The following is a 21529-nucleotide window of genomic DNA, read 5'->3' as shown; positions in this document are numbered from 1 at the left end:
TGCCCCTGACCCGCCCCCGACCCGCCCCCCCGTCGTGCACACGACGGGGGGCGTGGTGCAGCATGGGGCAGCCCGCCACCCGCACCCGTCACCTGCCCCCGCACGTACCACCGAAGGGACCCCCATGACCGCGGCACCCAAGCCCGAGATCCTGGCCGCGTTCGAGGCGGCGAAGGGGTTCATGCCGGTCGACGAGGGCCTCGCGCTGTACGCCGCCGCCGTCGAGGCGGGTGCGCTCGGGATGCCGTTGCTCGAGGTCGGCACCTACTGCGGGCGTTCCACGATCCTGCTCGCGGACGCGGCCCGCCAGGCCGGGGTCAGCGCGCTCACGCTCGACCACCACCGGGGCAGCGAGGAGCAGCAGCCGGGCTGGGAGTACCACGACCCGGAGACCGTCGACCCCGAGATCGGACTGATGGACACGCTGCCCGCCTTCCGCCGGACCCTGCACCGGGCCGGCCTGGAGGAGCACGTGGTCGCACTGGTCGGGCGGTCGCCGCAGATCGCCGCGTTCTGGACCACGCCCCTCGGCCTCGTCTTCGTCGACGGCGGCCACACCGACGAGCACGCCGGCTCCGACTACGAGGGCTGGGCGCCGCATGTCGCCGAGGGCGGACTCCTCGTCATCCACGACGTGTTCCCCGACCCGGTCGACGAGTTCACCGGCCAGGCCCCCTACCGCGTCTACCTGCGCGCCCTGGCCTCCGGCGCCTTCACGGAGGTCTCGGCCACCGGCTCGCTGCGAGTGCTGCGGCGCACGGGCACGGGGATCTAGGCAGCGTCGTCCAAGAACTCAGGCCGGTTTCGAGCGGCGGCGACGGCGGTACACGACGACCGCCGCCGCGATGACGAGTGCCGCCGGCACCAGCACGGCGGGTCGCAGGACGGACCGGTACAGCGGGGCCGGGGACGCCTCCAGCGGGATGGAGGCGACATCGTTGCCGGGCGTGCGGTCGAACGGGTTGTACGTGCGGATGGTGCCCTTCGCGCCCGGGACCTGCCGGTCGATGCGGATGCGGAAGGCGATGGCGGTCGTACCGTCGTCGTGCCGCACGTCGTGGAACGGGGCGTGACCGATCTCGCAGACGAACGCCCCGCCCGCCTTCTCGGGCCGGCTGCAGGCCCACTTCGAGTCGTCCCCCTCGAAGCTGTACGGGATGGAGGTGACCGTGGTGCCCTCCGGCGGGACCACCTCGAAGCGGCCCAGATCCTCGTCCCCCTCGATGCGGCCGGGGCCGAGGTCGCGCACCCCGAGCCGCACCTTCACCGTGTCGCCGACCCGGCCCCGCACGCTCGCGGTGACCGGACGGTAGTCGGCCTGCACGGTGGTGGTGATCCCGACCCTGCCGTGGCTGTCGTCGAAGGGCCGGCCGGCGGTGCGGACAAGGGTGAGCGGGGCGCCCGTGCCGCGCACGGTGTGGTCGGCGGGGCGGGACGGGGGCGACGACCAGGTGTAGGTCACCTCGCCGCTCAGCCTCTTGGGCGCGGTGACCGTGTAGACCAGCGGGGCGCTCGTGCGGTACGCGGCGCCCGCCGCGGCCTTCGTGGGGAACGTGCACCACGCCGAGGTGGGCGTGGGCCCCGCGTAGAAACAGTTGCTGTGCCGGGCAGTCAGCTTCAGCCCCTCCGACACGTCGACCTGGAGGGCGACGCCCTGCTTCGTGGGGAAACGTGTGTTGTTGGCCAACCGGGCGGTCACGTTCGCGGGCTTCCCCGGTGCGAGGCCGCTCACGCCCTTCTCCTGTCCGGGTGCGGAGAGCGTCGGACCGCCGACGGTCATCCGGGTGGTGCCGGTGATCGGGGCCGCGTTGTCGGCGGTGGCGGTGTACGTCACCGTCCCGCTGTCGCCCGGCTCGGCGCCGTCCACGCCGAGTATGGCGAGGGGTTGGTAGCTCTCGCCGTCGCCGTTCTGCAGGTCGCCGTATTCGCAGGTGTAGATCGGTCCCTCGGCCTTGCACATGTCCTTGTCACCGAGCCGGGCGACGCCCTGAAGCCCCGACGCGTCCACGACGACCCTGACGTTGCGGGCCGGTTCGCCGCCCTTGCTCGGCTCGACGAAGACGGGCACGACGAAGTTGTCGTTCGACGCCTTGGCCCCCTCGTCGGCGTTGTACATGACGAAGGTCTTCGCGGTCTCGAACCGCATCACGACCTGGCCGGAGCCGTCGGCCGCGGCGGGTGCCGTCGCCGGCGCGAACACGGCGGCGAGAGCTGCCGCCAGGGCGGCCGGGCGCCGGAGGACCGATATCGGTAAGGGCATCCCGGCACTATGCCACCCCCGTTCCGGTCCGCCGCAGCAGGCCTTGCCTTCAACGGCCGGCTACAGCCAGCCCTGCTGTCGTGCCTCCCGCATCGCCTCCATCCGGTTGCGGGTGCCCGTCTTGCCGATCGCGGAGGAGAGGTAGTTGCGGACCGTGGACTCCGAGAGGTGCAGCCTGGCGGCGATGTCGGCGACCGTCGCACCGTCGACGGAGGCCTTCAGGACGTCGCACTCGCGGGCGGTGAGCGGGTTCGGGCCGGCGCCGAGGGCGGCCGCGGCCAGTGCCGGGTCCACGACCGTCTCGCCGGCCAGCACCCGGCGGATCGACGCCGCCAGTTCCTCCACCGGGCCGTCCTTGACCAGGAAGCCCGAGGCCCCGGCCTCCATGGCCCGGCGAAGGTAGCCGGGCCGGCCGAACGTGGTCAGGATCAGCACCCGGCAGTCGGGCGCCTGCTCGCGCAGCTCGGCGGCGGCGTCCAGGCCACTGATGCCGGGGAGTTCGATGTCGAGGAGCGCGACGTCGGGGCGGTGCAGGAGGGCCGCGTCCACGATCTCGTCCCCGGTCCCGACCTGCGCGACCACCTCGATGTCGGCCTCCAGCCCCAGCAGCAGGGCCAGCGCGCCGCGCATCATGCCCTGGTCCTCCGCGAGCAGCACCCTGATGGACTTGGTGGGGCGGTGGTCGCGGGGCATCTCGTTCACGGGCCAACCCGGCATCTCGGTCACGGCACAAGGTTAGGGCCGGCGGCCACGGAGGGAGCACTGTCCGTGGGCTTCCCCGCCGGGGGCTTCGGTGCCGCGGACGCCGGTGCCGGGGGCTTCGGTGCCGCAGACGTCCGCATCGCGTCCCCGCCCTCGCCCCGACCCCAGCCCCCGTGCCCGTCCCTGTGTCCGTCCCCGCCCCCGGCCGTGTGTGCGTGCGTCAGGAGTTCCACGGGCAGTTCCGCCGTGACCGTGAAGCCGCCGCGCGGTTCCGGGCCCGCCGTCAGCGAGCCGCCCGCCGTCGCGAGGCGTTCGCGCAGGCCGGTCAGGCCGGTGCCACCGCCGGGCACGCAGCAGTCGTCGGCATCCGGGTCACTGCCATTGCCGTTGCCGTTGCCGTTGCCGCTGCTGCGGCTGTCGCTGCCGCCGTTGCCGTTGTCCGTCACCGTCAGCCGGACCCGCTCCGGGGCGCCCGACACGGTGATCCGACAGCGGGTCGCGCCGCTGTGCCGGACGACGTTGGTGACCGCCTCGCGCACCACCCAGCCCAGCAGGGCCGCGGTCTGCGGCTCGGGCGGCGGCCCGGACCGGCTCACCGACGCTTCGACGCCCGCCGCCGTCAGGGCCGAGCGGGCCCGGTCCAGCTCGGTGGCCAGGCTGCCCTCGCGGTAGCCGGTGACCGCCTCCCGGATCTCGGTCAGCGCTTGGCGGCCCACCGCCTCGATGTCCGTGACCTGGGAGAGAGCCGCGTCCATGTCGCGCGGCGCCAGCCGCCTGGCCGCCTCCGACTTCACCACGATCACCGAGAGCGTGTGGCCGAGCAGGTCGTGCAGATCGCGGGAGAAGCGCAGCCGCTCCTCCTCCACGGCCCGGCGGGCCAGCTCCTCGCGGGCGGCGCGCAGCTCCCGTACGGCCTCGGAGAGGGAGAGGATCGCGGCCGTCACCATCGTCGAGATCCAGGTGGCGTAGGCGATGGTCAGTCCGTCCCAACCGTCGTGGACGCAGGAGACCACCCCCGCCAGGACGGCCACGGCGATACCGACGGCGCCCAGCCGGGGGCCGCGCAGGACCGCGCCCGTCGCGAGGCCCAGCAGCGGGAAGAACAGCAGCCAGTTGTCGCCGTAGGCAAGGGCGAGACCGCAGGTCACCAGGCCCATCAGCGCCAGCGCCACCCGCGTGGAAGCGGCCTCGCGGGCCTCCTTCACGAAGGCGCGGAAGGTGACGTAGATGTAGAGCGAGTTGAACGTCAGCAGTCCGAGGCCGCCGATCCACGGGTTCGGCGTCTCGCCGTGGAAGAGGTTGGAGATGGCGCCCATCCCCATCAGCAGCCATGGCATCAGGGAGAAGCCGTTGGAAGGCGGGCCCGGGTCCTCGGGGACCTGTCCCGCCCGGTGCCCGCCCGGGTGCCCGGCCTTGCGGGCGGCCCGGTACTCGGCCTTGAGGCGCTGCTTGTCGTCCTGCCAGTACCGGCGCCGCTCCCGCGCATCCCGGAATGCCGAGCGCCAGGCCTCCCGGCGGCACGCCCGTGCGCGCCGCCATTCCTCGAACGACCTCTTCATGTTCCCGTCCCCCGTTCCCTTCCTGCGTACCCACCGCTCCACGGCGGTGTGGCTGTCCTCGACGCTACGGGTCCGGGCCCGCCCGCGGCAGAGCCGGAAGTACGCACCCGGCCAGGACAAATGTCATCGGTGGCCGATCGCAGGCGTTTCTGACGTGCCGTCAGGTATCGCCGGTCAGGTGTCTTCACAAGTCCCGAGGCCTGGGCTATACAGGGGGTCGCCGCACTGGAACGCGTTCTAGAGCGGGCGGGTTCCGCGGCCCCGTCACGACCTCGGTGCGGCCGATCGGTGCGGACGGCCGTGCCGAGGTCTCTGAGCGATCCGATCGACCCGAGCAACCAGGAGCTTCATGCCCATCGACGCAGCCAAGGCGCTCGCCGCAGCACCCCGCTCCGGCGAGATCTCCTGGACCCGCAAGGAGGTCCAGCTCTACCACCTCGGCATCGGCGCCGGCATCCCCGCGACCGATCCCGACGAGCTGCGCTACACCCTGGAGTCCCGGCTGCACGTGCTGCCGAGCTTCGCCACCGTCGCGGGCGCCGGCTCACCCGGTGTGATCAGCGGACTGTCCATGCCCGGAATCGACGTCGACCTCGCCCGTGTCCTGCACGGCGGACAGCGCCTGGAGATCCACCGTCCCCTCCCGGCGGAGGGCCGGGCGACCGCCACCGGGCGCATCGCCGCCGTGTACGACAAGGGCAAGGCCGCCCTTCTCGTCATGCGTACCGAGGTCGCGGACGCGGACGGGCCGCTGTGGACCAACGACGCCCAGATCTTCGTCCGGGGCGAAGGCGGCTGGGGCGGCGACCGGGGCCCGTCCGCCCGACTCGAACCGCCCGTCGGCGAGCCCGACAAGGTGGTCGAGCGGGGCGTCCGCGAGGACCAGGCCCTGCTCTACCGTCTCTCCGGCGACTACAACCCGCTGCACGCCGACCCCGAGTTCGCGAAACTCGCCGGGTTCGAGCGGCCCATCCTGCACGGCCTGTGCACCTACGGGATCACCCTCAAGGCGGTCGTCGACACCCTGCTCGACGGCGACGTGACCCGGGTGCGGTCGTACGCCACGCGGTTCGCCGGAGTCGTGTATCCCGGCGAGACCCTGCGCATCCGGATGTGGCGCGGGGAGGGCGGGGTGCGGGTGGCCGTGAGCGCCCTCGAGCGGGACGACGCGCCCGTCCTCGCCGACACGATCGTCGAACACTCCTGAACCCTGGATGACCTGAGGGGAGCCGCACCATGCGCGCAGCCGTACTGCACGAGATCGGTCAGGACAAGCTGGAGGTCCTCGACGACGTCGAGGCGGTGGGCTTCGGCCCCGGACGGGTCAGGATCCGGGTGCGGGCCACGGGGCTGTGCCACTCGGACCTGTCCGCGATGAGCGGGGTGCTGCCGCAGCCCGCGCCGTTCGTGCCGGGTCACGAGGGCGCGGGCGAGGTCCTGGAGGTGGGGGAGGGCGTCACCCGGGTGAAGCCCGGCGACCGGGTCGTCGTCTGCTGGCTGCCGGCCTGCGGGGCGTGTCCCGCGTGCAAGCGCGGCCAGACCGAGCTGTGCCTGGCCGGGTTCATGAACGCGGGTACGCCCAACTTCCGCCGTGCGGCCGGGGACCTGTTCGGCATGGCCGGCACCGGAACCTTCGCCGAGGAGGTCGTGGTCGACGCCGGCTGCGCGGTCCCGATCCCCGACGACGTCCCCTTCGACATCGCCGCGCTCATCGGCTGCGGGGTGACGACGGGCCTGGGCGCCGCGCTCAACACTGCGGACGTGGAGGCCGGTTCGTCGGTCGCCGTCATCGGCTGCGGTGGCGTCGGCATCTCCGCGATCCAGGGCGCACGGCTCAGGGGCGCCGCCGAGATCGTCGCCGTGGACCCGGTCGCCTCACGCCGGGAGTCCGCGCTGAACTTCGGTGCCACGAAGGCGGTTTCGCCGGAAGAGCTGCCCGGCGCGAAGCAACTGGTCACCGGCGGCGAGGGGTTCGACTACGTCTTCGAGGTCGTCGGCCGCTCCGCCACCGCCCGCACCGCTTACGAGAACACCCGGCGCGGCGGCACCCTCGTCGTCGTCGGTGCCGGCGCCCTGGACGACTACCTGCAACTCAACATGTTCGAGCTGTTCTTCGACGAGAAGCGGATCCTGCCCTCGATGTACGGCGGCGGGGACGTCCTGAGCTCCTACGAGCGGACGATCGCCCTGTGGCGGGCCGGCCGGATCGACCTGTCGGGCCTGATCACCCACCGCGTGCCGCTCGCCGAGATCAACGAGGCACTGGACCAGATGCGTACGGGGGCGGCGCTCCGTACCTGCATAGAGATCTGAGGGGCGGCCGTCCGGATGTCACCGTCATCATCAACGTCAACGTCAACGTCAACGTCACGGTCACTTCCACTGCCGCTCGAAGGGCTGACGGCGATCGTCACCGGCGCCGGGCGCGGGCTCGGCCGGGCCGAGGCGCTGGAGTTGGGCCGGCTGGGCGCGGCCGTCGTCGTCAACGACTACGGGCAGGCCGGGCGGGACGGGTCGGGCGAGGCGTCGGCCGGTCCCGCCGAGGAGGTGGCGCAGGAGATCCGGTCGGCCGGCGGTACCGCGCTCGCCCACACCGGGGACGTCTCGGACTTCCAACAGGCCCGTCAGCTGGTCGAGTTGGCGGTCGCGGAGTTCGGCAAGCTGGACGTCCTGGTCAACAACGCGGGCATCCTGCGCGACCGTATGGTCTTCTCGATGGCCGAGGAGGAGTGGGACGCGGTGGTCCGGGTCCACCTCAAAGGTCACTTCAACACGACCCGTTTCGCCGCCGCCCACTGGCGTGAGCGGTCCAAGGCGGCGGGCGGGCCGGTGTACGGGCGGATCGTGAACACCTCGTCGGAGGCGTTCCTGGCGGGCTCGGCCGGGCAGCCCAACTACGCGGCGGCGAAGGGGGGAATCGTCGGGCTGACGACGTCCACCGCGCTCGCGCTCGCCAAGTACGGGGTGACGGCCAACGCCATCTGTCCGCGCGCCCGCACCCGGATGACGGAGGACGTCTTCGCCGGCTTCGAGCAGCCGGCCGAGGGCGGCCTCGACCCCCTCGCCCCCGAGCATGTCGCCCCGCTGGTCGGCTACCTGGCCTCGCCGGCCGCCGCCCGGATCAACGGGCAGCTGCTCGTCGTGCACGGCGGCATGGTCGCCGTCGTAGAACGGCCGCGTGTCCGGGCGAAGTTCGACAGCAAGCAGGAAGCCTTCACCTACGACGAGCTCGACGCCGTCCTCGCCCCGCACTACGCGGACCGGCCGCAGGGGGAGACGTTCGCGGCGGCGGAGGTGCTGGGGCTGCGGCGGGAGGAGGGGGAGAGGCGGACGAGGTAGGCCCGACGCGGTCACGCAGCGGGCACGCAGCGGCCACGCGGCGGGGGGCATGCAAAAGGGGCTCCGGATGTCCGGAGCCCCCTTCGGTGTACCGCGGTACTGCTCAGGCAGCCGCTTCGGCCTTGTCCTCGAACCTGCTCTCGGACCTGTTCTCGGCCGGCTTGCGGTGCCGGCCGTGCGGGGCCGAGTCGCCGTCGTGGGACGAGACCGGGCCCCGGTGCCGGCCGTGACCGGCCGTCTCCTGGGAGTCGGCGGACAGCGGCTGCATCGTGGTTGCGTCGCTCATCGGAAAAGTTCACCCCGTCAACATGATCTTTCTTTACAGCCGGGTGATTTTATCCAGCACACCGCGTGGCGAATCCAGGCGGCCACGCCAACCGCAGCTACTTCGTTACAAGGCTGTCGAGGGGGGCTTGTTGGAGGGGGATCGGGCGGGGGGCGAGAGGCGCGGACGCCGATCCCTCGTGCGCCGACGGTGCTTCGAGGGGCGCGGCTTCCTCGGAGGGACCGGGCGAGGGTGAGGGCGAGGGCGGGGCCGTGATCGGCGCCGACAGGGGGGCCACCCCGCAGGGCTCCGCCTCCGTGGCGTACGGCAGACGCAGGACGCCCGCCGGTGTCCACAGCCCGCTGCCCGCCAACCAGCCTGTGGGGGCGGCGAGTTGGTGCAGTCGGCGGTCCGCCGGGCGCCACACGCCGACCCAGGTGCCGAAGGGGCCGTCGATGCGGAGCGCCACCGCGCAGGCCTCCGGCACGAGCATCTGGCCCGGCTGGATCGCGAAGGGGGTGAGGGCACGGCCGGGCAGGTGCAGGGACTCCGGGAAGCGGACCGGCAGCGTGCTGCCGAGGACCCCCCAGCCCAGGCGGGTCTCGCCCGGCGAGGGGGCGTCCGAGCCGATGAGCAGCAGGCCGCTGTCGGGGTCGGCGAGCAGCAGACGGTCGTCGCTGTCGGCGGAGATCTGAAGCAGCGGTGAGACCTCGCCGCCGCGCTCCAGGTCCACCACGATCGCCTTGGTCCGGCCGGCGACCTCACGGTCCAGCGCGAGCATCCGGCCCGTGCGGTCCAGCCAGACGCCGCCCGAGCAGCGGCCGGGGATCTCGGCGAGGTGCTCGGGGCCGAAGGCGCCGCCCGCGACCAGCCACAGGGTCGTCGTGTAGCGGCCGACGGCCAGGGCGTACGCCCGTTCGCCGCAGGGGGCCGGGGGAAGCAGACGCAGCCGAGTGCCCGCGTCCGGGCACTCCACGGCGCCCAGCGGCAGCTCGCCCGTGCCGGGGCCGGTCGGGTACAGCAGCGAGAAGGCGTGCCGTCCGTCGGTCGGCCGCCGGATCAGGACCCGGCCGTCGGCCATCGGCTGCACCTCCGTGCCGGGCTCCTCGGGCTGGTTGCAGGGCAGCGGTACGGCGTACGGCTCGGGGCCGTCCAGGGTCCAGCGCTCCGGGAACCAGGAGTCGCCGGCCCGGGCGAGGCGTGCGGCGTAGGCGCCGTCCGCCGTGATCACGCAGTCCGCATGCGGCGGCGTACGCCCGGCGCTGCTGCTGACGAGAGAGTCGGGGGCCTCGGGGGCCACAGGGGCCACGGGCGTCTCGGGGGTCTCCCCGTCCGCCGCGGTGGGCTCGATCGCACAGGCCGGCATCGTCATCGTTCCGCCACCTCCAGCCACGAAGCTAGTTTTCGTACGCGCGGGCCGGGGGCCGACGGGCGGTCCACTTCCCTCATAAGAGTGGTGCAGAAGCGATTCGCCTGAGGGGCGCGGAAGGGGTGTGCATCGGCCCGGCCCCCATCGGCGGCACCGGTACGGGCTCGCAGAACGGCCAGGTAGCCTTGCCCCGTGCCCCGTCTGTCTGAAGTCATCGCCGCGCTGGAGAACCTGTGGCCCGCCGAGTGGGCCGAGTCCTGGGACGCGGTCGGTACCGTCGTGGGCGACCCCGAGCAGGAGGTCTCCCGGGTTCTGTTCGCCGTCGATCCCGTCCAGGAGATCGTCGAGGAGGCCGTGCGGCTCGGCGCCGGTCTGCTCGTCACCCACCATCCGCTCTATCTGCGCGGGACGACGACCGTCGCGGCCTCCACCTTCAAGGGCCGTGTCGTGCACACCCTCATCAAGAACGACATCGCCCTGCATGTCGCTCACACCAACGCCGACACCTCCGACCCGGGGGTGAGCGACGCCCTGGCCGGCGCCCTCGACCTGCGGGTCGTACGGCCCCTCGTGCCGGATCCGAGCGACCCCGAGGGGCGGCGCGGGCTCGGCCGCGTCTGCGAGCTGGACCATCCGCTCACCGTCCGCGAGTTCGCCGCCCGGGCCGCCGAGCGGCTGCCCGCCACCGCCCAGGGCATCCGGGTGGCCGGCGACCCCGAGGCGGTCGTGCGGACCGTCGCCGTCAGTGGCGGGTCCGGCGACAGCCTCTTCGACCACGTCCGCGCGGCCGGCGTCGATGCCTTCCTCACCGCGGACCTGCGCCACCACCCGGCGTCGGAGTTCATCGCGGATCGCGCCCACGGCGACAACGGCGCCCACTCACCTCTCGCGCTGCTCGACGCGGCGCACTGGGCCACCGAGTGGCCCTGGTGCGAGCTGGCAGCCGCCCAGCTCGACGAGATCTCCGACCGGAGGGGATGGGACCTCAGGGTCCATGTCTCCCGCACGGTCACCGACCCCTGGACCGCCCACGCGGCGTCCGCCCACCCGTCGCCCACCAGCACCCTTCCAGCGACCGCTTCGCGCACCCTTTCCTCTTCCACCGAAACACCGGGAGCCCCCAACTGAACGCCGAGCCCGCCGACCAGATCCGACTCCTCGACGTCCAGGCCCTCGACGTCCGGCTCCAGCAGCTCACGCACAAGCGGAGGTCCCTGCCCGAGCACGCCGAGATCGAGTCGCTGACCAAGGACCTCACCCAGCTGCGCGACCTCCTCGTGGCCGCGCAGACCGAGGAGAGCGACACCGCCCGCGAACAGACCAAGGCCGAGCAGGACGTGGACCAGGTGCGCCAGCGCGCCGCCCGCGACCAGCAGCGGCTCGACTCCGGGGCCGTCACCTCCCCGAAGGACCTGGAGAACCTCCAGAAGGAGATCGTCTCCCTCGCCAAGCGCCAGGGCGACCTCGAGGACATCGTCCTGGAGGTCATGGAGCGCCGAGAGTCCGCGCAGGAGCGGGCCGCCGAGCTGACCGAGCGCGTCGGCTCCGTCCAGGGGAAGATCGACGACGCCACCGCGCGCCGGGACGCGGCCTTCGAGGAGCTCGACGGCGAGGCCGCCACGGTGACGAAGGAGCGCGAGGTCATCGCCGGGTCCATCCCCGCCGACCTGCTCAAGCTCTACGACAAGCTGCGCGAGCAGCAGGGCGGCATCGGCGCGGCCAAGCTCTCCCAGCGCACCTGCCAGGGCTGCCGCCAGGAGCTCTCGATCACCGACTTCAACGAGGTCCGCTCGGCCGCGCGTGACACGGTCGTCCGGTGCGAGAACTGCCGGCGCATCCTGGTGCGTACGTCCGAGTCCGGTCTGTAGTCGGTCGTCTCAAGCGGTAAGGGGCTTACGTCGTGCGGGAGTTCATCGTCGAGGCCGACGGCGGGTCGCGGGGCAACCCGGGGCCCGCGGGCTACGGCAGCGTGGTGATCGACGCGGCGACGGGGGAGACCCTCGTCGAGCGGGCCGAGTACATCGGCATCGCCACCAACAACGTGGCCGAGTACCGGGGGCTGCTGGCCGGCCTGCGGGCTGCCCGGGAACTCGACCCGTCGGCCACGGTGCGCGTGCGCATGGACTCCAAGCTGGTCGTCGAGCAGATGTCGGGGCGCTGGAAGATCAAGCACCCCGACATGAAGCCGCTCGCCGCGGAGGCGGCCCGGATGCTCCCGCGCGGGCAGGTCACCTACGAGTGGATCCCGCGCGAGCAGAACAAGCACGCCGACCGCCTGGCGAACGAGGCGATGGACGCGGGCAAGCGGGGTGAGCAGTGGGACGCCGGGGCGTCGCGGGCCGCGCTCGACGCCCGTACCGCCGCGGCCCCGGCCGCCCCGGCGCCCTCGGGCCCGCCCGGCGACGCCGCCGCGGGCGCCGCAAGGGCCCGCGCGGCCCTGGCCCAGGCCCGCCCAGTGCCCCAGGACTCCGGGCGCCCGGCCAAGGGGACGGGCGCGGAGACGGCCCGGGAAACCGGTGGGGAAACGCTTCGGGGGACGGGCGCGGAGACGGCCCGGGAGCGCGGCGGGGAAACCGCTTGGGAATCCGACACGGAAGCGGCTCGGGAACCGGTTACGGAAGCCGGTGCGGAAGCGGCTCGGGAATCGGTTACGGAAGCCGGTGCGGAAGCGGCTCGGGAATCGGTTACGGAAGCCGGTGCGGAAGCGGCTCGGGAATCGGTTACGGAAGCCGGTGCGGAAGCGGCTCGGGAATCGGTTACGGAAGCCGGTGCGGAAACCGTTCGGGAAACCGGTACCAAAACCGCTGCCGAAACCTCTCTTGAGGCCGGGGCGAAGACCGTCGCCGACCGCCGTGCCGCCCGCACCGTCGCCACCCCGGTACCTTCCGCCCCCGCCGCCGCTCCTGCTGCCACCACTCCCTCCGCCGTCACGACTGCCTCCGCCACCCCCTCCGTCGGCTGGGGTGCGGCTCCCGATCTCGGGGCGCCCGCCACCTTCGTGCTCCTGCGGCACGGGGAGACGCCGCTCACCCCGCAGAAGCGATTCTCCGGCAGTGGCGGTACCAATCCCTCCCTCTCGGACGTCGGCCGGGAGCAGGCCGAGCGGGTGGCCGCCGCGCTCGCCCGGCGCGGGACCGTCCAGCACATCCTCGCCTCCCCGCTCGCCCGCACCCGCGAGACCGCGGGCGCCGTCGCCGCCCGCCTCGGTCTGGAGGTCACCGTCGAGGACGGGCTGATCGAGACGGACTTCGCGGCCTGGGAGGGGCTGACCTTCGGCGAGGTCCGTGAGCGCTACCCCGACGACCTGAACGCCTGGCTGGCCGACCCTCAGGCCCAGCCGACCGGCGGTGGCGAGAGCTTCGCGGCGACCGCCACCCGGATCGCCGCCACCCGCGACAAGCTGGTCGCGGCGTACGCGGGCCGTACGGTCCTGCTGGTCACCCATGTGACCCCGATCAAGACCTTCGTACGGCTCGCCCTGGGCGCCCCGCCCGAGTCGCTGTTCCGTATGGAACTGTCGGCGGCCTCGCTGTCGGCGGTGGCGTATTACGCGGACGGCAACGCCAGCGTCCGCCTCCTCAACGACACGTCCCACCTTCGGCCCTGAGGCCGGCCGTGAGGTCGGGTCTCGGGCTGGTCCTCGGGCCGGTCCTCGGGCCGGTCCTGAGGTCGGCCCCCAGGTACGAGGCGGTGCGGGCGAGGCCCTCGATCCGCGCCCAGTCCCGGGCCGCGACCGCGTCCGCCGGGACCATCCAACTCCCGCCCACGCAACCGACGTTGGGCAGGGACAGATACTCCGGCGCGTTGTTCGGGCCGATACCTCCGGTCGGGCAGAAGCGGGCCTGGGGGAGCGGTCCGGCGAGTGATCCGAGGTAGGCGGTACCGCCCGCCGCCTGCGCCGGGAAGAACTTCATCTCCCGCACCCCCCGCTCCAGCAGGGCCACTACCTCCGACGTGGTGGACACCCCGGGCAGGAAGGGCAGCCCGGACGCCCGCATCGCCGTCAGCAGGACGTCCGTCCAGCCGGGGCTCACCAGGAACCGTGCCCCGGCCGCCCCGCACGCCGTCACCTGCTCCGGTGTGATCACCGTTCCGGCCCCGACGACCGCCTCCGGCACCGACCCGGAGATCTCCCGGATCGCGTCGAGCGCGGCCGACGTCCGCAGCGTCACCTCGATCGCGGGCAGCCCGCCCCCGACCAGCGCCCGCGCCAGCGGTACCGCGTCGGCGGCGTCCTCGACGACCACCACGGGGACGACCGGGGCCATATCCAGTACCGAGGCAGCCGAAGAGGAGGGCAGCGGTGAGATCATGCGCCTCATCCTGCCCTCGCCGCGCAATATGCGCAAAGGTCATTGCATATGCTGCAACGCCTACGCTCCTGATGGGCCTCAGTGCTCCTGATGGGCCCCAGTGCACCTGACGGGTCTCAGTGCACCTCGTCCACCAGGACGTCCAGCGTCCAGGCCGTCGCCCCGGCCTTCGCCCGCGCCGGTGCCTGCTCCTCCACCACGTACCCGAGGTCCCGCAACGCCTCCACCAGCTCCGCCGGGCCCTTGGGGGCGATCCCCGCCGTCAGCAGGCTCCGGACGATCCGCCCCTTCGTCGCCTTGTTGAAGTGGCTGACGACCTTCCGGGTCGGCGCGTGCAGCACCCGCACGCTCGCCGTCCGCCCGGCGACCTCGCCCTTCGGCTTCCACGCGGCCGCGTAGGCCGCCGACCGCAGGTCCAGCACCAGCCCGTCCCCGGCCGCCTCGGGCAGCACGGACGCCATCGGCGTGCGCCAGTGCGCGCCAAGCGCCCCCAGCCCCGGCAGCCTCACGCCCATCGAGCAGCGGTAGGACGGGATGCGGTCCGTCACCCGGACGGCGCCCCACAGTCCCGAGAAGACGAGCAGCGACCGAGCCGCGCGCCTCTTCGCCGCGGCGTCGAGGGAGGCCAGGCCGAGGGCGTCGTACAGGACGCCCGTGTAGATCTCCCCGGCCGGCCGCGCGCCCGCCGTGCGCAGCTCCGTGTTCTTCGCGACCTCGCCACGCAGCCCCTCGCTCAGCCCGAGCACCTCGCGTGCCTTGTCCTCGTCGGCCGCGCACAGCTCGACCAGCTCGTCGAGGACGGCCTCGCGGGCGGCGCCGAGCCCCGGCAGGGAGAGGGTCTCCGGCTTGAGCGGGGCGCCACGTCCAGAGGACGCCTTGCCTTCGGAGGGAGGCAGCAGGACCAGCACGGGAAATCTCCTTCGGTAGAGCTCTGCCGCGCCAGCGTACGACGTGCCGCGAGGCCGCCCCGGTCCTACATTCGTTGCATGCCCCGCCGCCACATCCGCGTGACCGGCGCCCCCGAAGCCCCCCTCCGGGCCGCCCTCACCGCCCTGCGCACGAGACTCGGTGCACCGGTCGCCTTCCCGCTCGCGGTCCTCGCCGAGGCGGAGCGGGTCGCGAAGGCCCCGGCGCTCCCCTCGTACGACGCCACCGACATCCCCTTCCTCACCCTCGACCCTCCCGCCTCCACCGACCTCGACCAGGCGTTGCACCTCTCCCGGCAGGGCACCGGCTACCGCGTCCGGTACGCCATCGCCGACGTCGCCGCGTTCGTCGTCCCCGGCGGACCGCTGGACGCCGAGGCGCACCGCCGGGTGAGCACCCTCTACTTCCCCGACGGCAAGGTCCCGCTGCACCCGGCCGTGCTGAGCGAGGGCGCCGCCAGTCTGCTGCCCGGCCGGGTCCGCCCCGCCGCCCTGTGGACCGTCGACCTCGACGCCGACGGCCGTACCCTCGCCGTCGACGTCCGCCGCGCCCTCGTCCGCAGCCGAGCGAAGCTCGACTACGCGGGCGTGCAGCGGCAGATCGACGCGGGGACCGCCGAGGGAACGCTCCAACTCCTGCCCGTCGTGGGGAAGTTGCGGGAGCGACTCGAAGCCGAGCGGGGCGGGATCTCCCTCGATGTGCCCGAGCAGGAGGTCGTCGAGCACGACCACACCTATGAGCTGACGTACCGCGCCCCGCTGCCCGCCGAGGGCTGGAACGCCCAGCTCTCCCTCCTCACCGGGATGGCCGCGGCCGAGCTGATGCTCGCCTCCGGCACGGGCGTCCTGCGCACGCTGCCCGCCGCTCCCGACGATGGGGGTCCCCCCGCTCGAGTGAATTCGAGAGTGGGGGATGTCGGCCGCCTGCGCCGCACCGCGCACGCCCTGCGCATCGACTGGCCGCACCATGTCTCGTACGCGCAGCTCATTCGCTCCCTCGACCCGCACGACCCCCGTCACGCGGCCTTCCTCCAGGAGTGCACGACCCTGTTGCGGGGCGCCGGCTACACCGTCTTCCGCGACGGGAAGCTCCCCGGCATCACCACCCACGCCGCCGTCGCGGCCCCGTACACCCACTGCACGGCCCCGCTCCGCCGCCTCGCCGACCGCCACGCCACCGAGCTCTGCCTCGCCGCCGTCGCAGGCCACGCCCCGCCCGACTGGGTGCTCGCCGCGCTCGACGCCCTGCCGAAGGAGATGGCGGAGGGCGGGCGGCGCGCGAACGCCGTCGAGCGCGGCTGCGTCGACATCGTCGAGGCCGCGCTGCTGAAGGACCGGGTCGGCGAGGTGTTCGACGGCTACGTGGTGGACGTGGAGGAGCACCGGCCGACCGTCGGCACCGTCCAACTGGAATTCCCGGCGGTCATCGGCCGCATCGACAGTGGCGACGGCGTCGGCGGTGGCGCTCCTCTTCCGCTCGGCGAGCGGCTGCGCGTCCGCCTCACGGAGGCCGATCCGGCGGCGCCGACGATCCGCTTCGCGCCCGCGTGACAGCCCTGCACGCGGTCGTCGTCAGGAGGCAGGCGCGCCGAACCAGCGTTCCAGCGCCGCCTCCAGGGTGTTGTCCGCGGCGTCCTCAGGCACGTGTTCCGTGTCCGCCGCCCACGCCACGTATCCGTCCGGCCGCACGAGCAGCGCCGTGAGCTCCGGGTGGCCGGGGGCGGCGAGGGGGCGGACGTCCACCCGGTCGCCGTGGCCCTCCGCGCGGGCGCGCAGCTTGGGGTCGTCGGCCAGGTCGAGCAGCAGGGCGCGACCGCCGTGCAGGTGGTCGGCGAGCCGGGTGCCGTCGGAGAGTTCCAGGTCGGGGGCGCTGTGGCCGACCAGCGGGTGGTCGCCGGGCAGATCGTAGTGCTGCCAGACGCCGGAGATCTTCTTGACCAGGTAGGTGGTGCCGTCGACCGTCCCCGTCATGCCGGTCACCACCTCGCGCAGGGCGCGCGCGTGCGACTCGGGGCGCATCAGCGCGATCTGGGCCCGTGTCCACTCCAGCACCCAGGCGCCGATCGGATGCCGTTCACGTGTGTACGAGTCGAGCAGCCCCTCGGGAGCGTGCCCGCGCACCACCGCCGCGAGCTTCCAGCCGAGGTTCATCGCGTCCCCGATGCCGAGGTTGAGCCCCTGCCCGCCGAACGGCGAGTGCACATGCGCCGCGTCGCCCGCGAGCAGCACCCGGCCCGCGCGATAGGTGCTCGCCTGACGGCAGTTGTCGGTGAACCGGGTCAGCGAGTGCACCTTGTCCACCGTCACGTCCACACCGGTCACGTGGCGCACACTGGCCTGCAACTCCTCGGTGGTGACGGGCGTTTCACGGTCGGCGGGCGGCCCGTCGAACTCCACGGTCAGGACGCGGCCGGGCATCGGACCATGGACGTACGTCCCGACGTCCGTCGTGTGCCAGCCGCGCCGCAGCCCCTCGGTCCCGGTCATGTCGGCGATCGCCTGGTACCCGGTGATCTCCGGGGGCGTGCCCGGGAAGTCGAACCCGGCGAGTTTGCGGACGGTGCTTCGGCCGCCGTCGCACCCGACGAGCCAGCCCGCGCGCACGTCCCGCCCGGGCGTGAGGCGTACGGTGACGCCGCGTTCGCCGTCGCCGTGGCCGTGGCCGTGGCCGTGGCCGTGGCCGTGGCCGTCGCCGTCGCCGTGGCCGTCGCCTTCGTCTGCGTCGAAGCCCGTCAGCTCGACCTGGCGCCGCACCTCCACGCCCAGTTCCCGGGCGCGGTCGGCGAGCAGCCGCTCCAGCGTCGCCTGCGGGATCAGACCGATGCCGTCGACCGGTCCGAGGTCCGCGAAGGCCGGGTCCGAGTCGTCCAGCAGGGCGGCGTCGAGCATGATCCCGGCGAAGTGCCCGGCGAACCTCGGCGGCGGCACGGCCCCCGCGCCGGCCTCTTTGCCCCGCGCCTTCATGAACTCCCGGAACCGGCTCATCGCCGCCTCCTGGACCTCCGTGAGCGCGGGCAGCAGCCCGCGCCGGTAAAGGGCCACGGCGGTCGGGGAGTTGATCGCGCCAGCCTTGATCGTCTCGTCCACCTCGGCCAACCGCTCGACGACCAGCGTCCGCGCCCCGCCGAGCGCCAGCTCGCACCCCAGCATCAGCCCGACCGGCCCGGCGCCGACCACCACGACGTCGTACTCAGTGTCTGTCATGAGCTCTGTCATGAGTTTCACTGTAGTCACTAAAAGTTTGTGGCCGCTATAGTTTTTCTCATGATGGAGGGCATGATGGAGGAAGAGAAAGCGGAACCGTCCCTTCGGGAACGCAAGAAGCAGGCCACGCGGCAGCGGATCTCGGACGTCGCGACCGGCCTGTTCGTCGAGCGCGGCTTCGACGAGGTGACCGTCGCGGAGGTCGCCAGGGCGGCGGAGGTGTCCGCGATGACCGTCTTCAACTACTTCCCGCGCAAGGAGGACCTCTTCCTCGACCGCATCCCCCAGGCCGTGGAGATGTTCACGCAAGCGGTCGGGAAACGCGATCCCGCCGAGACCCCGCTCGCCGCCCTCCGCGCCCTCGCGTTCCAACTCCTCGACCAGCGGCACCCGTTGGGCGGCCTCGACGACGACTTCCCGCACTTCTGGCGGATCGTCGTCGACTCGCCCGCACTGCGCGCCCGCGCCCGCGAGGGCGTCGAGGAGCTGGAGGAGGCCCTGGCGCGGACCCTCGCGGAGACCGCCCCCGACCTCCCCGACCCGCACCTCGCGGCCGTCATGACGGTCGCGGCCTACCGCTCGGTCTACGTCACCACCGCGCGCCGCATGCTCGCGGGGGAGCGGGTGACGGCCGTCATGGACGAGCACCGGACGCGGCTGACGGCAGCCTTCGATGCGCTGGAGGGGGTGTTCGCGGCCGGCTGACCCGCACGGAGCCGGGTCGGCCCGGGGGGTCCGGGGAGGCCCGTGGGGGCCCGGGAGGTCCGGGAGGTCCGGGCGGGCTTCTTGCCGGGCGGGCTTCTTGACGGCTAACACTGTTAGCCCTACAGTTCCGACTGTCGGGCTAACGGCGTTAGCCAGTCCTGGAGCCCAAGCGCCCAAGGAGGCAGCAGCCATGAGTACGGTCACCACGGCCACCACGGTCACGACGACCCCCCGCTCCCCCCTCACCCTCGTCCGCCGCACCGCCTGGCTCGCGGGCGCGCTGTTCTGGTCGGCGTTCGCGGTCCTGGAGGCCGTCAACCACGGCTGGCTCGCCGGAACCTTCGCGTTCGCCTTCCTCGTCGCCCCGGACCTGACCTTCCTCGTCGCCCTCGACGACGCGCCCCGCATGGCGAAGGGCCGGCTCTCGCCCCGCGCGGTGCCGTACTACAACGCGATGCACCGCGCCCTCGTCCCGCTCGCGCTCATGGCCCTCTACGCGTTCGGGCCGTTCACCTGGGCCCCGCTGTTCGCGGCCCTGTGCGGCTGGCTCGCGCACATCTCGTACGATCGCGCCTTCGGCTACGGACTGCGTACGAAGGAGGGCTTCCAGCGTGGCTGACCGGCTGCTCACCGAACGACTGACCCCGCGCGCCCGGGAGATCGCGACGGCCGCCCGGTCCCTCCTGGAGGAGGCCGGGCCCGCCGCGCTCACCATGCGCGCCCTCGCCGACCACCTCGGCATCAAGGCGCCCTCCCTCTACAAGCACTTCCCCGACAAGCACGCCGTCGAGGTCGAGCTGACGGCCCAGATGCTGGAGGAGACGGCGGCGGCCCTGGAGGCGGCGGACTCCCTCACCGCGCTCGCGGAGGCCTACCGGACGTACGCGCTGGCCCACCCCCACCTGTACTGCCTGGCCACGGAACGCCCCCTGCCCCGCGCCGCGCTCCCGCTCGGCCTGGAGGACCGGGCCGCGATGCCGCTGCTGCGGGCATGCGGCGGCGATCTCGACCTGGCCCGCGCGACCTGGGCCTTCGCCCACGGCATGGTGATCCTGGAGATCCACGGCCGCTTTCCGGACGACGCCGATATCCCGGCGGCATGGAACCGAGGCCTGAAGGCGTTGCACCCGTAGCACCAGGGGTCAGGAACGCATGGGGGTGGCGCGTGAACCGTGAACAGGCGTGGTGGACCAGAGCCCGGCTGGGCCGCTGCGGCCCGCCCCTCGACCTGCTCACCGCCCGCTTCGACCAGCACGTCTACGCACCGCACGCCCACGAGGAGTTCACCGTCGGCGTGTGCGTCGACGGCTCCGAGATCATCGACTACCGCGGCGGCCGCATCCGCACCGGCCCCGGCTCCGTCGTCGTCCTCGCCCCCGGCGAGATGCATACCGGCGGCCCGGCAACCCCCACCGGCGGCTACGCCTACCGCGCGCTCTACGCGCCTGTCTCGCTGCTGACGGACGGCACCCTCGGCGGCCTTCCGCACTTCCGCGAACCCCTCCTCGACGACCCCGAACTGGCCGCCGCCCTGGCCCGCGCCCACACGGAACTGGCCGCCTGCCCCGACCCCCTGGAGGCCGAGTCCCGCTTCCCGTGGCTGCTGACGGCCCTCGCCCGCCGCCACTCCACGGCCCGCCCGGTGTGCGACACGATCCCCGGCGCCGAGCGCATCACCCACGCCGTCCGCGACCGCCTCGCCGACGAACTCCTCGCCCCGCCCTCCCTCTCCGACCTCGCCGCCGACCTGGGCCTGTCCCGCTACCAACTCCTGCGCGCCTTCCGCACGACGACCGGCATACCGCCGTACGCCTGGCTGGCCCAGTACCGGGTGACCAGGGCGAGAGCCCTGCTGGAATCCGGCCTGCGCCCGGCCGAGGTGGCGTCCCTGGTCGGCTTCGCGGACCAGGCCCACCTCACCCGCTGGTTCCGCCGGGTCATGGGCGTGACCCCGGCGGCGTACCGCAACAGCGTTCAAGACACCTGACCTCGGCCCGGCCGAAACTCCCCGTATGACTGCACGCGGCTGGTTCCTGTTCTCCCTGATGGGAGTGGTGTGGGGCATCCCCTACCTGATGATCAAGGTGGCGGTGGACGCCCCGCTGTCACCGTCCATGGTGGTGTTCACGCGCTGCGCCTTGGGCGCCGTCCTCCTGCTCCCCTTCGCGCTACGCGGCGGCGGCCTGGTCCGGACCGTCCGTACCCACTGGCTGCCCATGCTGGCCTTCGCGTGCGTCGAGATCATCGGCCCGTGGTTCACGCTCACGGACGCCGAGCGCCACCTGTCCAGTTCGACAGCGGGCCTGCTGATCGCGGGCGTACCGATCGTCGGCGTCGCCCTCGCACGCTTCTTCGGCGACACCGAACGCCTGGGCATACGGCGGGTCACCGGACTCGCGCTGGGACTGGCGGGCGTCGGCGTCCTCACCGTGCCGCATCTCACCGGCGGCGACGCCCGCTCTCTGGCGGAGGTGTTCCTGACGGTGCTGGGATACGCGACGGCGCCCCTGATCGCGGCACGTTGGCTGAAGGACGTACCTACACTGCAGCTCACGGCGCCCTGCCTGGCGCTGGCGGCCCTGGTCTACGCGCCGGCGGCGGTAGCAACCTGGCCTGCGGAGATGCCTTCCGCGTCGGTCCTGACCGCCCTCATCGGCCTGGGCGTGATCTGCACGGCGCTCGCCTTCGTAGCCTTCCTGGAACTGATCAAGGAGGTCGGCCCCACCCGCGCGACGGTCTTCACGTACGTCAACCCCGCGGTCGCGGTGGCGGCGGGCACCCTGTTCCTCGACGAGCCCCTGACCCCGACGATCGCCGCCGCCTTCACCCTGATCCTGGCGGGCTCGGTGCTCGCGACGGCGGCGGGACCGGCGGGACCGGCGGGACG

At 73.0% G+C, this 21529-nt stretch carries 20 protein-coding genes and 1 pseudogene; 13 read left to right on the top strand and 8 right to left on the bottom strand.

Going from position 1 to position 21529, the window contains the following annotated elements:
• Positions 1-124: 124 nt before the first annotated feature.
• A complete protein-coding gene (locus OG289_RS15860; protein ID WP_327314663.1) occupies positions 125-775 on the top strand; it encodes a class I SAM-dependent methyltransferase in 651 nt (216 codons plus the stop codon).
• Between the two features lie 18 nt (positions 776-793).
• Here OG289_RS15860 and OG289_RS15855 read toward each other — a convergent pair whose 3' ends face one another.
• The 3 genes from OG289_RS15855 to OG289_RS15845 are packed head-to-tail and all read right to left on the bottom strand — an operon-like array spanning position 794 to position 4521.
• On the bottom strand, positions 794-2260 hold the full coding sequence (locus OG289_RS15855) for a hypothetical protein (RefSeq protein ID WP_327314662.1): 1467 nt from the start codon (positions 2258-2260) through the stop codon (positions 794-796).
• 60 nt (positions 2261-2320) lie between these two features.
• Entirely contained in the window at positions 2321-2953 is a 633-nt protein-coding gene (locus OG289_RS15850; RefSeq protein WP_327320691.1) for a response regulator transcription factor, read from the bottom strand.
• Positions 2954-2982: 29 nt separating this feature from the next.
• Positions 2983-4521 carry an ATP-binding protein gene (locus tag OG289_RS15845; protein WP_442818903.1) on the bottom strand — a complete coding sequence of 513 codons (1539 nt, stop codon included), beginning with the start codon at positions 4519-4521 and terminating at the stop codon, positions 2983-2985.
• 349 nt (positions 4522-4870) lie between these two features.
• On the opposite strand from OG289_RS15845, the gene OG289_RS15840 reads away from it, so the two are divergent.
• Genes OG289_RS15840 through OG289_RS15830 form a run of 3 tightly spaced genes read left to right on the top strand, consistent with a single transcriptional unit; the run spans position 4871 to position 7860 of the window.
• On the top strand, positions 4871-5728 hold the full coding sequence (locus OG289_RS15840) for a MaoC/PaaZ C-terminal domain-containing protein (protein ID WP_327314661.1): 858 nt from the start codon (positions 4871-4873) through the stop codon (positions 5726-5728).
• A 29-nt stretch (positions 5729-5757) separates the two neighbouring features.
• On the top strand, positions 5758-6834 hold the full coding sequence (locus tag OG289_RS15835; protein ID WP_327314660.1) for a Zn-dependent alcohol dehydrogenase: 1077 nt from the start codon (positions 5758-5760) through the stop codon (positions 6832-6834).
• A 15-nt stretch (positions 6835-6849) separates the two neighbouring features.
• On the top strand, positions 6850-7860 hold the full coding sequence (locus OG289_RS15830) for a 3-oxoacyl-ACP reductase (RefSeq protein WP_327314659.1): 1011 nt from the start codon (positions 6850-6852) through the stop codon (positions 7858-7860).
• Positions 7861-7963: 103 nt separating this feature from the next.
• Here OG289_RS15830 and OG289_RS15825 read toward each other — a convergent pair whose 3' ends face one another.
• Positions 7964-8146, bottom strand: a complete 183-nt coding sequence (locus OG289_RS15825) for a hypothetical protein (RefSeq protein ID WP_327314658.1) — start codon at positions 8144-8146, stop codon at positions 7964-7966.
• A 97-nt stretch (positions 8147-8243) separates the two neighbouring features.
• A complete protein-coding gene (locus tag OG289_RS15820) occupies positions 8244-9491 on the bottom strand; it encodes a hypothetical protein (protein WP_327320689.1) in 1248 nt (415 codons plus the stop codon).
• Between the two features lie 195 nt (positions 9492-9686).
• On the opposite strand from OG289_RS15820, the gene OG289_RS15815 reads away from it, so the two are divergent.
• Genes OG289_RS15815 through OG289_RS15805 form a run of 3 tightly spaced genes read left to right on the top strand, consistent with a single transcriptional unit; the run spans position 9687 to position 13101 of the window.
• Positions 9687-10622, top strand: a complete 936-nt coding sequence (locus OG289_RS15815; RefSeq protein ID WP_327314657.1) for a Nif3-like dinuclear metal center hexameric protein — start codon at positions 9687-9689, stop codon at positions 10620-10622.
• Positions 10619-11362: a zinc ribbon domain-containing protein gene (locus OG289_RS15810; RefSeq protein ID WP_327320688.1), complete on the top strand. Its 744-nt coding sequence runs from the start codon at positions 10619-10621 to the stop codon at positions 11360-11362. Before OG289_RS15815 ends, OG289_RS15810 begins: the two co-directional genes overlap by 4 nt.
• Before the next feature lie 32 nt (positions 11363-11394).
• On the top strand, positions 11395-13101 hold the full coding sequence (locus tag OG289_RS15805) for a bifunctional RNase H/acid phosphatase (RefSeq protein ID WP_327314656.1): 1707 nt from the start codon (positions 11395-11397) through the stop codon (positions 13099-13101).
• Here the strand turns inward: OG289_RS15805 and eda are convergent.
• Positions 13073-13807, bottom strand: coding sequence for a bifunctional 4-hydroxy-2-oxoglutarate aldolase/2-dehydro-3-deoxy-phosphogluconate aldolase (eda, locus tag OG289_RS15800; RefSeq protein ID WP_327314655.1), 735 nt, complete (start codon positions 13805-13807; stop codon positions 13073-13075). The genes OG289_RS15805 and eda overlap by 29 nt on opposite strands.
• A gap of 116 nt (positions 13808-13923) precedes the next feature.
• Positions 13924-14715, bottom strand: coding sequence for a peroxide stress protein YaaA (gene yaaA / locus OG289_RS15795; protein WP_327314654.1), 792 nt, complete (start codon positions 14713-14715; stop codon positions 13924-13926).
• A gap of 78 nt (positions 14716-14793) precedes the next feature.
• On the opposite strand from yaaA, the gene OG289_RS15790 reads away from it, so the two are divergent.
• Complete coding sequence (locus tag OG289_RS15790) at positions 14794-16284, top strand: RNB domain-containing ribonuclease (protein WP_327314653.1); 1491 nt, start codon at positions 14794-14796, stop codon at positions 16282-16284.
• Between the two features lie 21 nt (positions 16285-16305).
• Here the strand turns inward: OG289_RS15790 and OG289_RS15785 are convergent, their stop codons facing one another.
• Positions 16306-17937: an FAD-dependent monooxygenase gene (locus OG289_RS15785; RefSeq protein ID WP_327314652.1), complete on the bottom strand. Its 1632-nt coding sequence runs from the start codon at positions 17935-17937 to the stop codon at positions 16306-16308.
• A 63-nt stretch (positions 17938-18000) separates the two neighbouring features.
• On the opposite strand from OG289_RS15785, the gene OG289_RS15780 reads away from it, so the two are divergent.
• From OG289_RS15780 to OG289_RS49665, 5 genes and pseudogenes are all read left to right on the top strand, one after another.
• Positions 18001-18642, top strand: a complete 642-nt coding sequence (locus OG289_RS15780; protein ID WP_442819080.1) for a TetR/AcrR family transcriptional regulator — start codon at positions 18001-18003, stop codon at positions 18640-18642.
• A 190-nt stretch (positions 18643-18832) separates the two neighbouring features.
• Positions 18833-19261, top strand: a complete 429-nt coding sequence (locus OG289_RS15775) for a DUF4260 family protein (protein ID WP_327314650.1) — start codon at positions 18833-18835, stop codon at positions 19259-19261.
• Positions 19254-19775 (top strand): TetR/AcrR family transcriptional regulator, encoded by a 522-nt coding sequence (locus tag OG289_RS15770; RefSeq protein WP_442818902.1) that lies wholly within the window; start codon positions 19254-19256, stop codon positions 19773-19775. The genes OG289_RS15775 and OG289_RS15770 overlap by 8 nt, the downstream gene beginning before the upstream one ends.
• A 32-nt stretch (positions 19776-19807) precedes the next feature.
• Positions 19808-20629, top strand: a complete 822-nt coding sequence (locus OG289_RS15765) for a helix-turn-helix domain-containing protein (RefSeq protein WP_327314649.1) — start codon at positions 19808-19810, stop codon at positions 20627-20629.
• 25 nt (positions 20630-20654) lie between these two features.
• A pseudogene (locus OG289_RS49665) lies at positions 20655-21437 on the top strand (DMT family transporter); the annotation flags it as partial.
• Positions 21438-21529: the final 92 nt, after the last annotated feature.

The sequence above is a fragment of the Streptomyces sp. NBC_01235 genome, assembly GCF_035989285.1.
Classification (GTDB): domain Bacteria; phylum Actinomycetota; class Actinomycetes; order Streptomycetales; family Streptomycetaceae; genus Streptomyces.
Note: the sequence above shows the minus strand (reverse complement) of the source record. Positions and strands in the feature narration are given on the sequence as shown.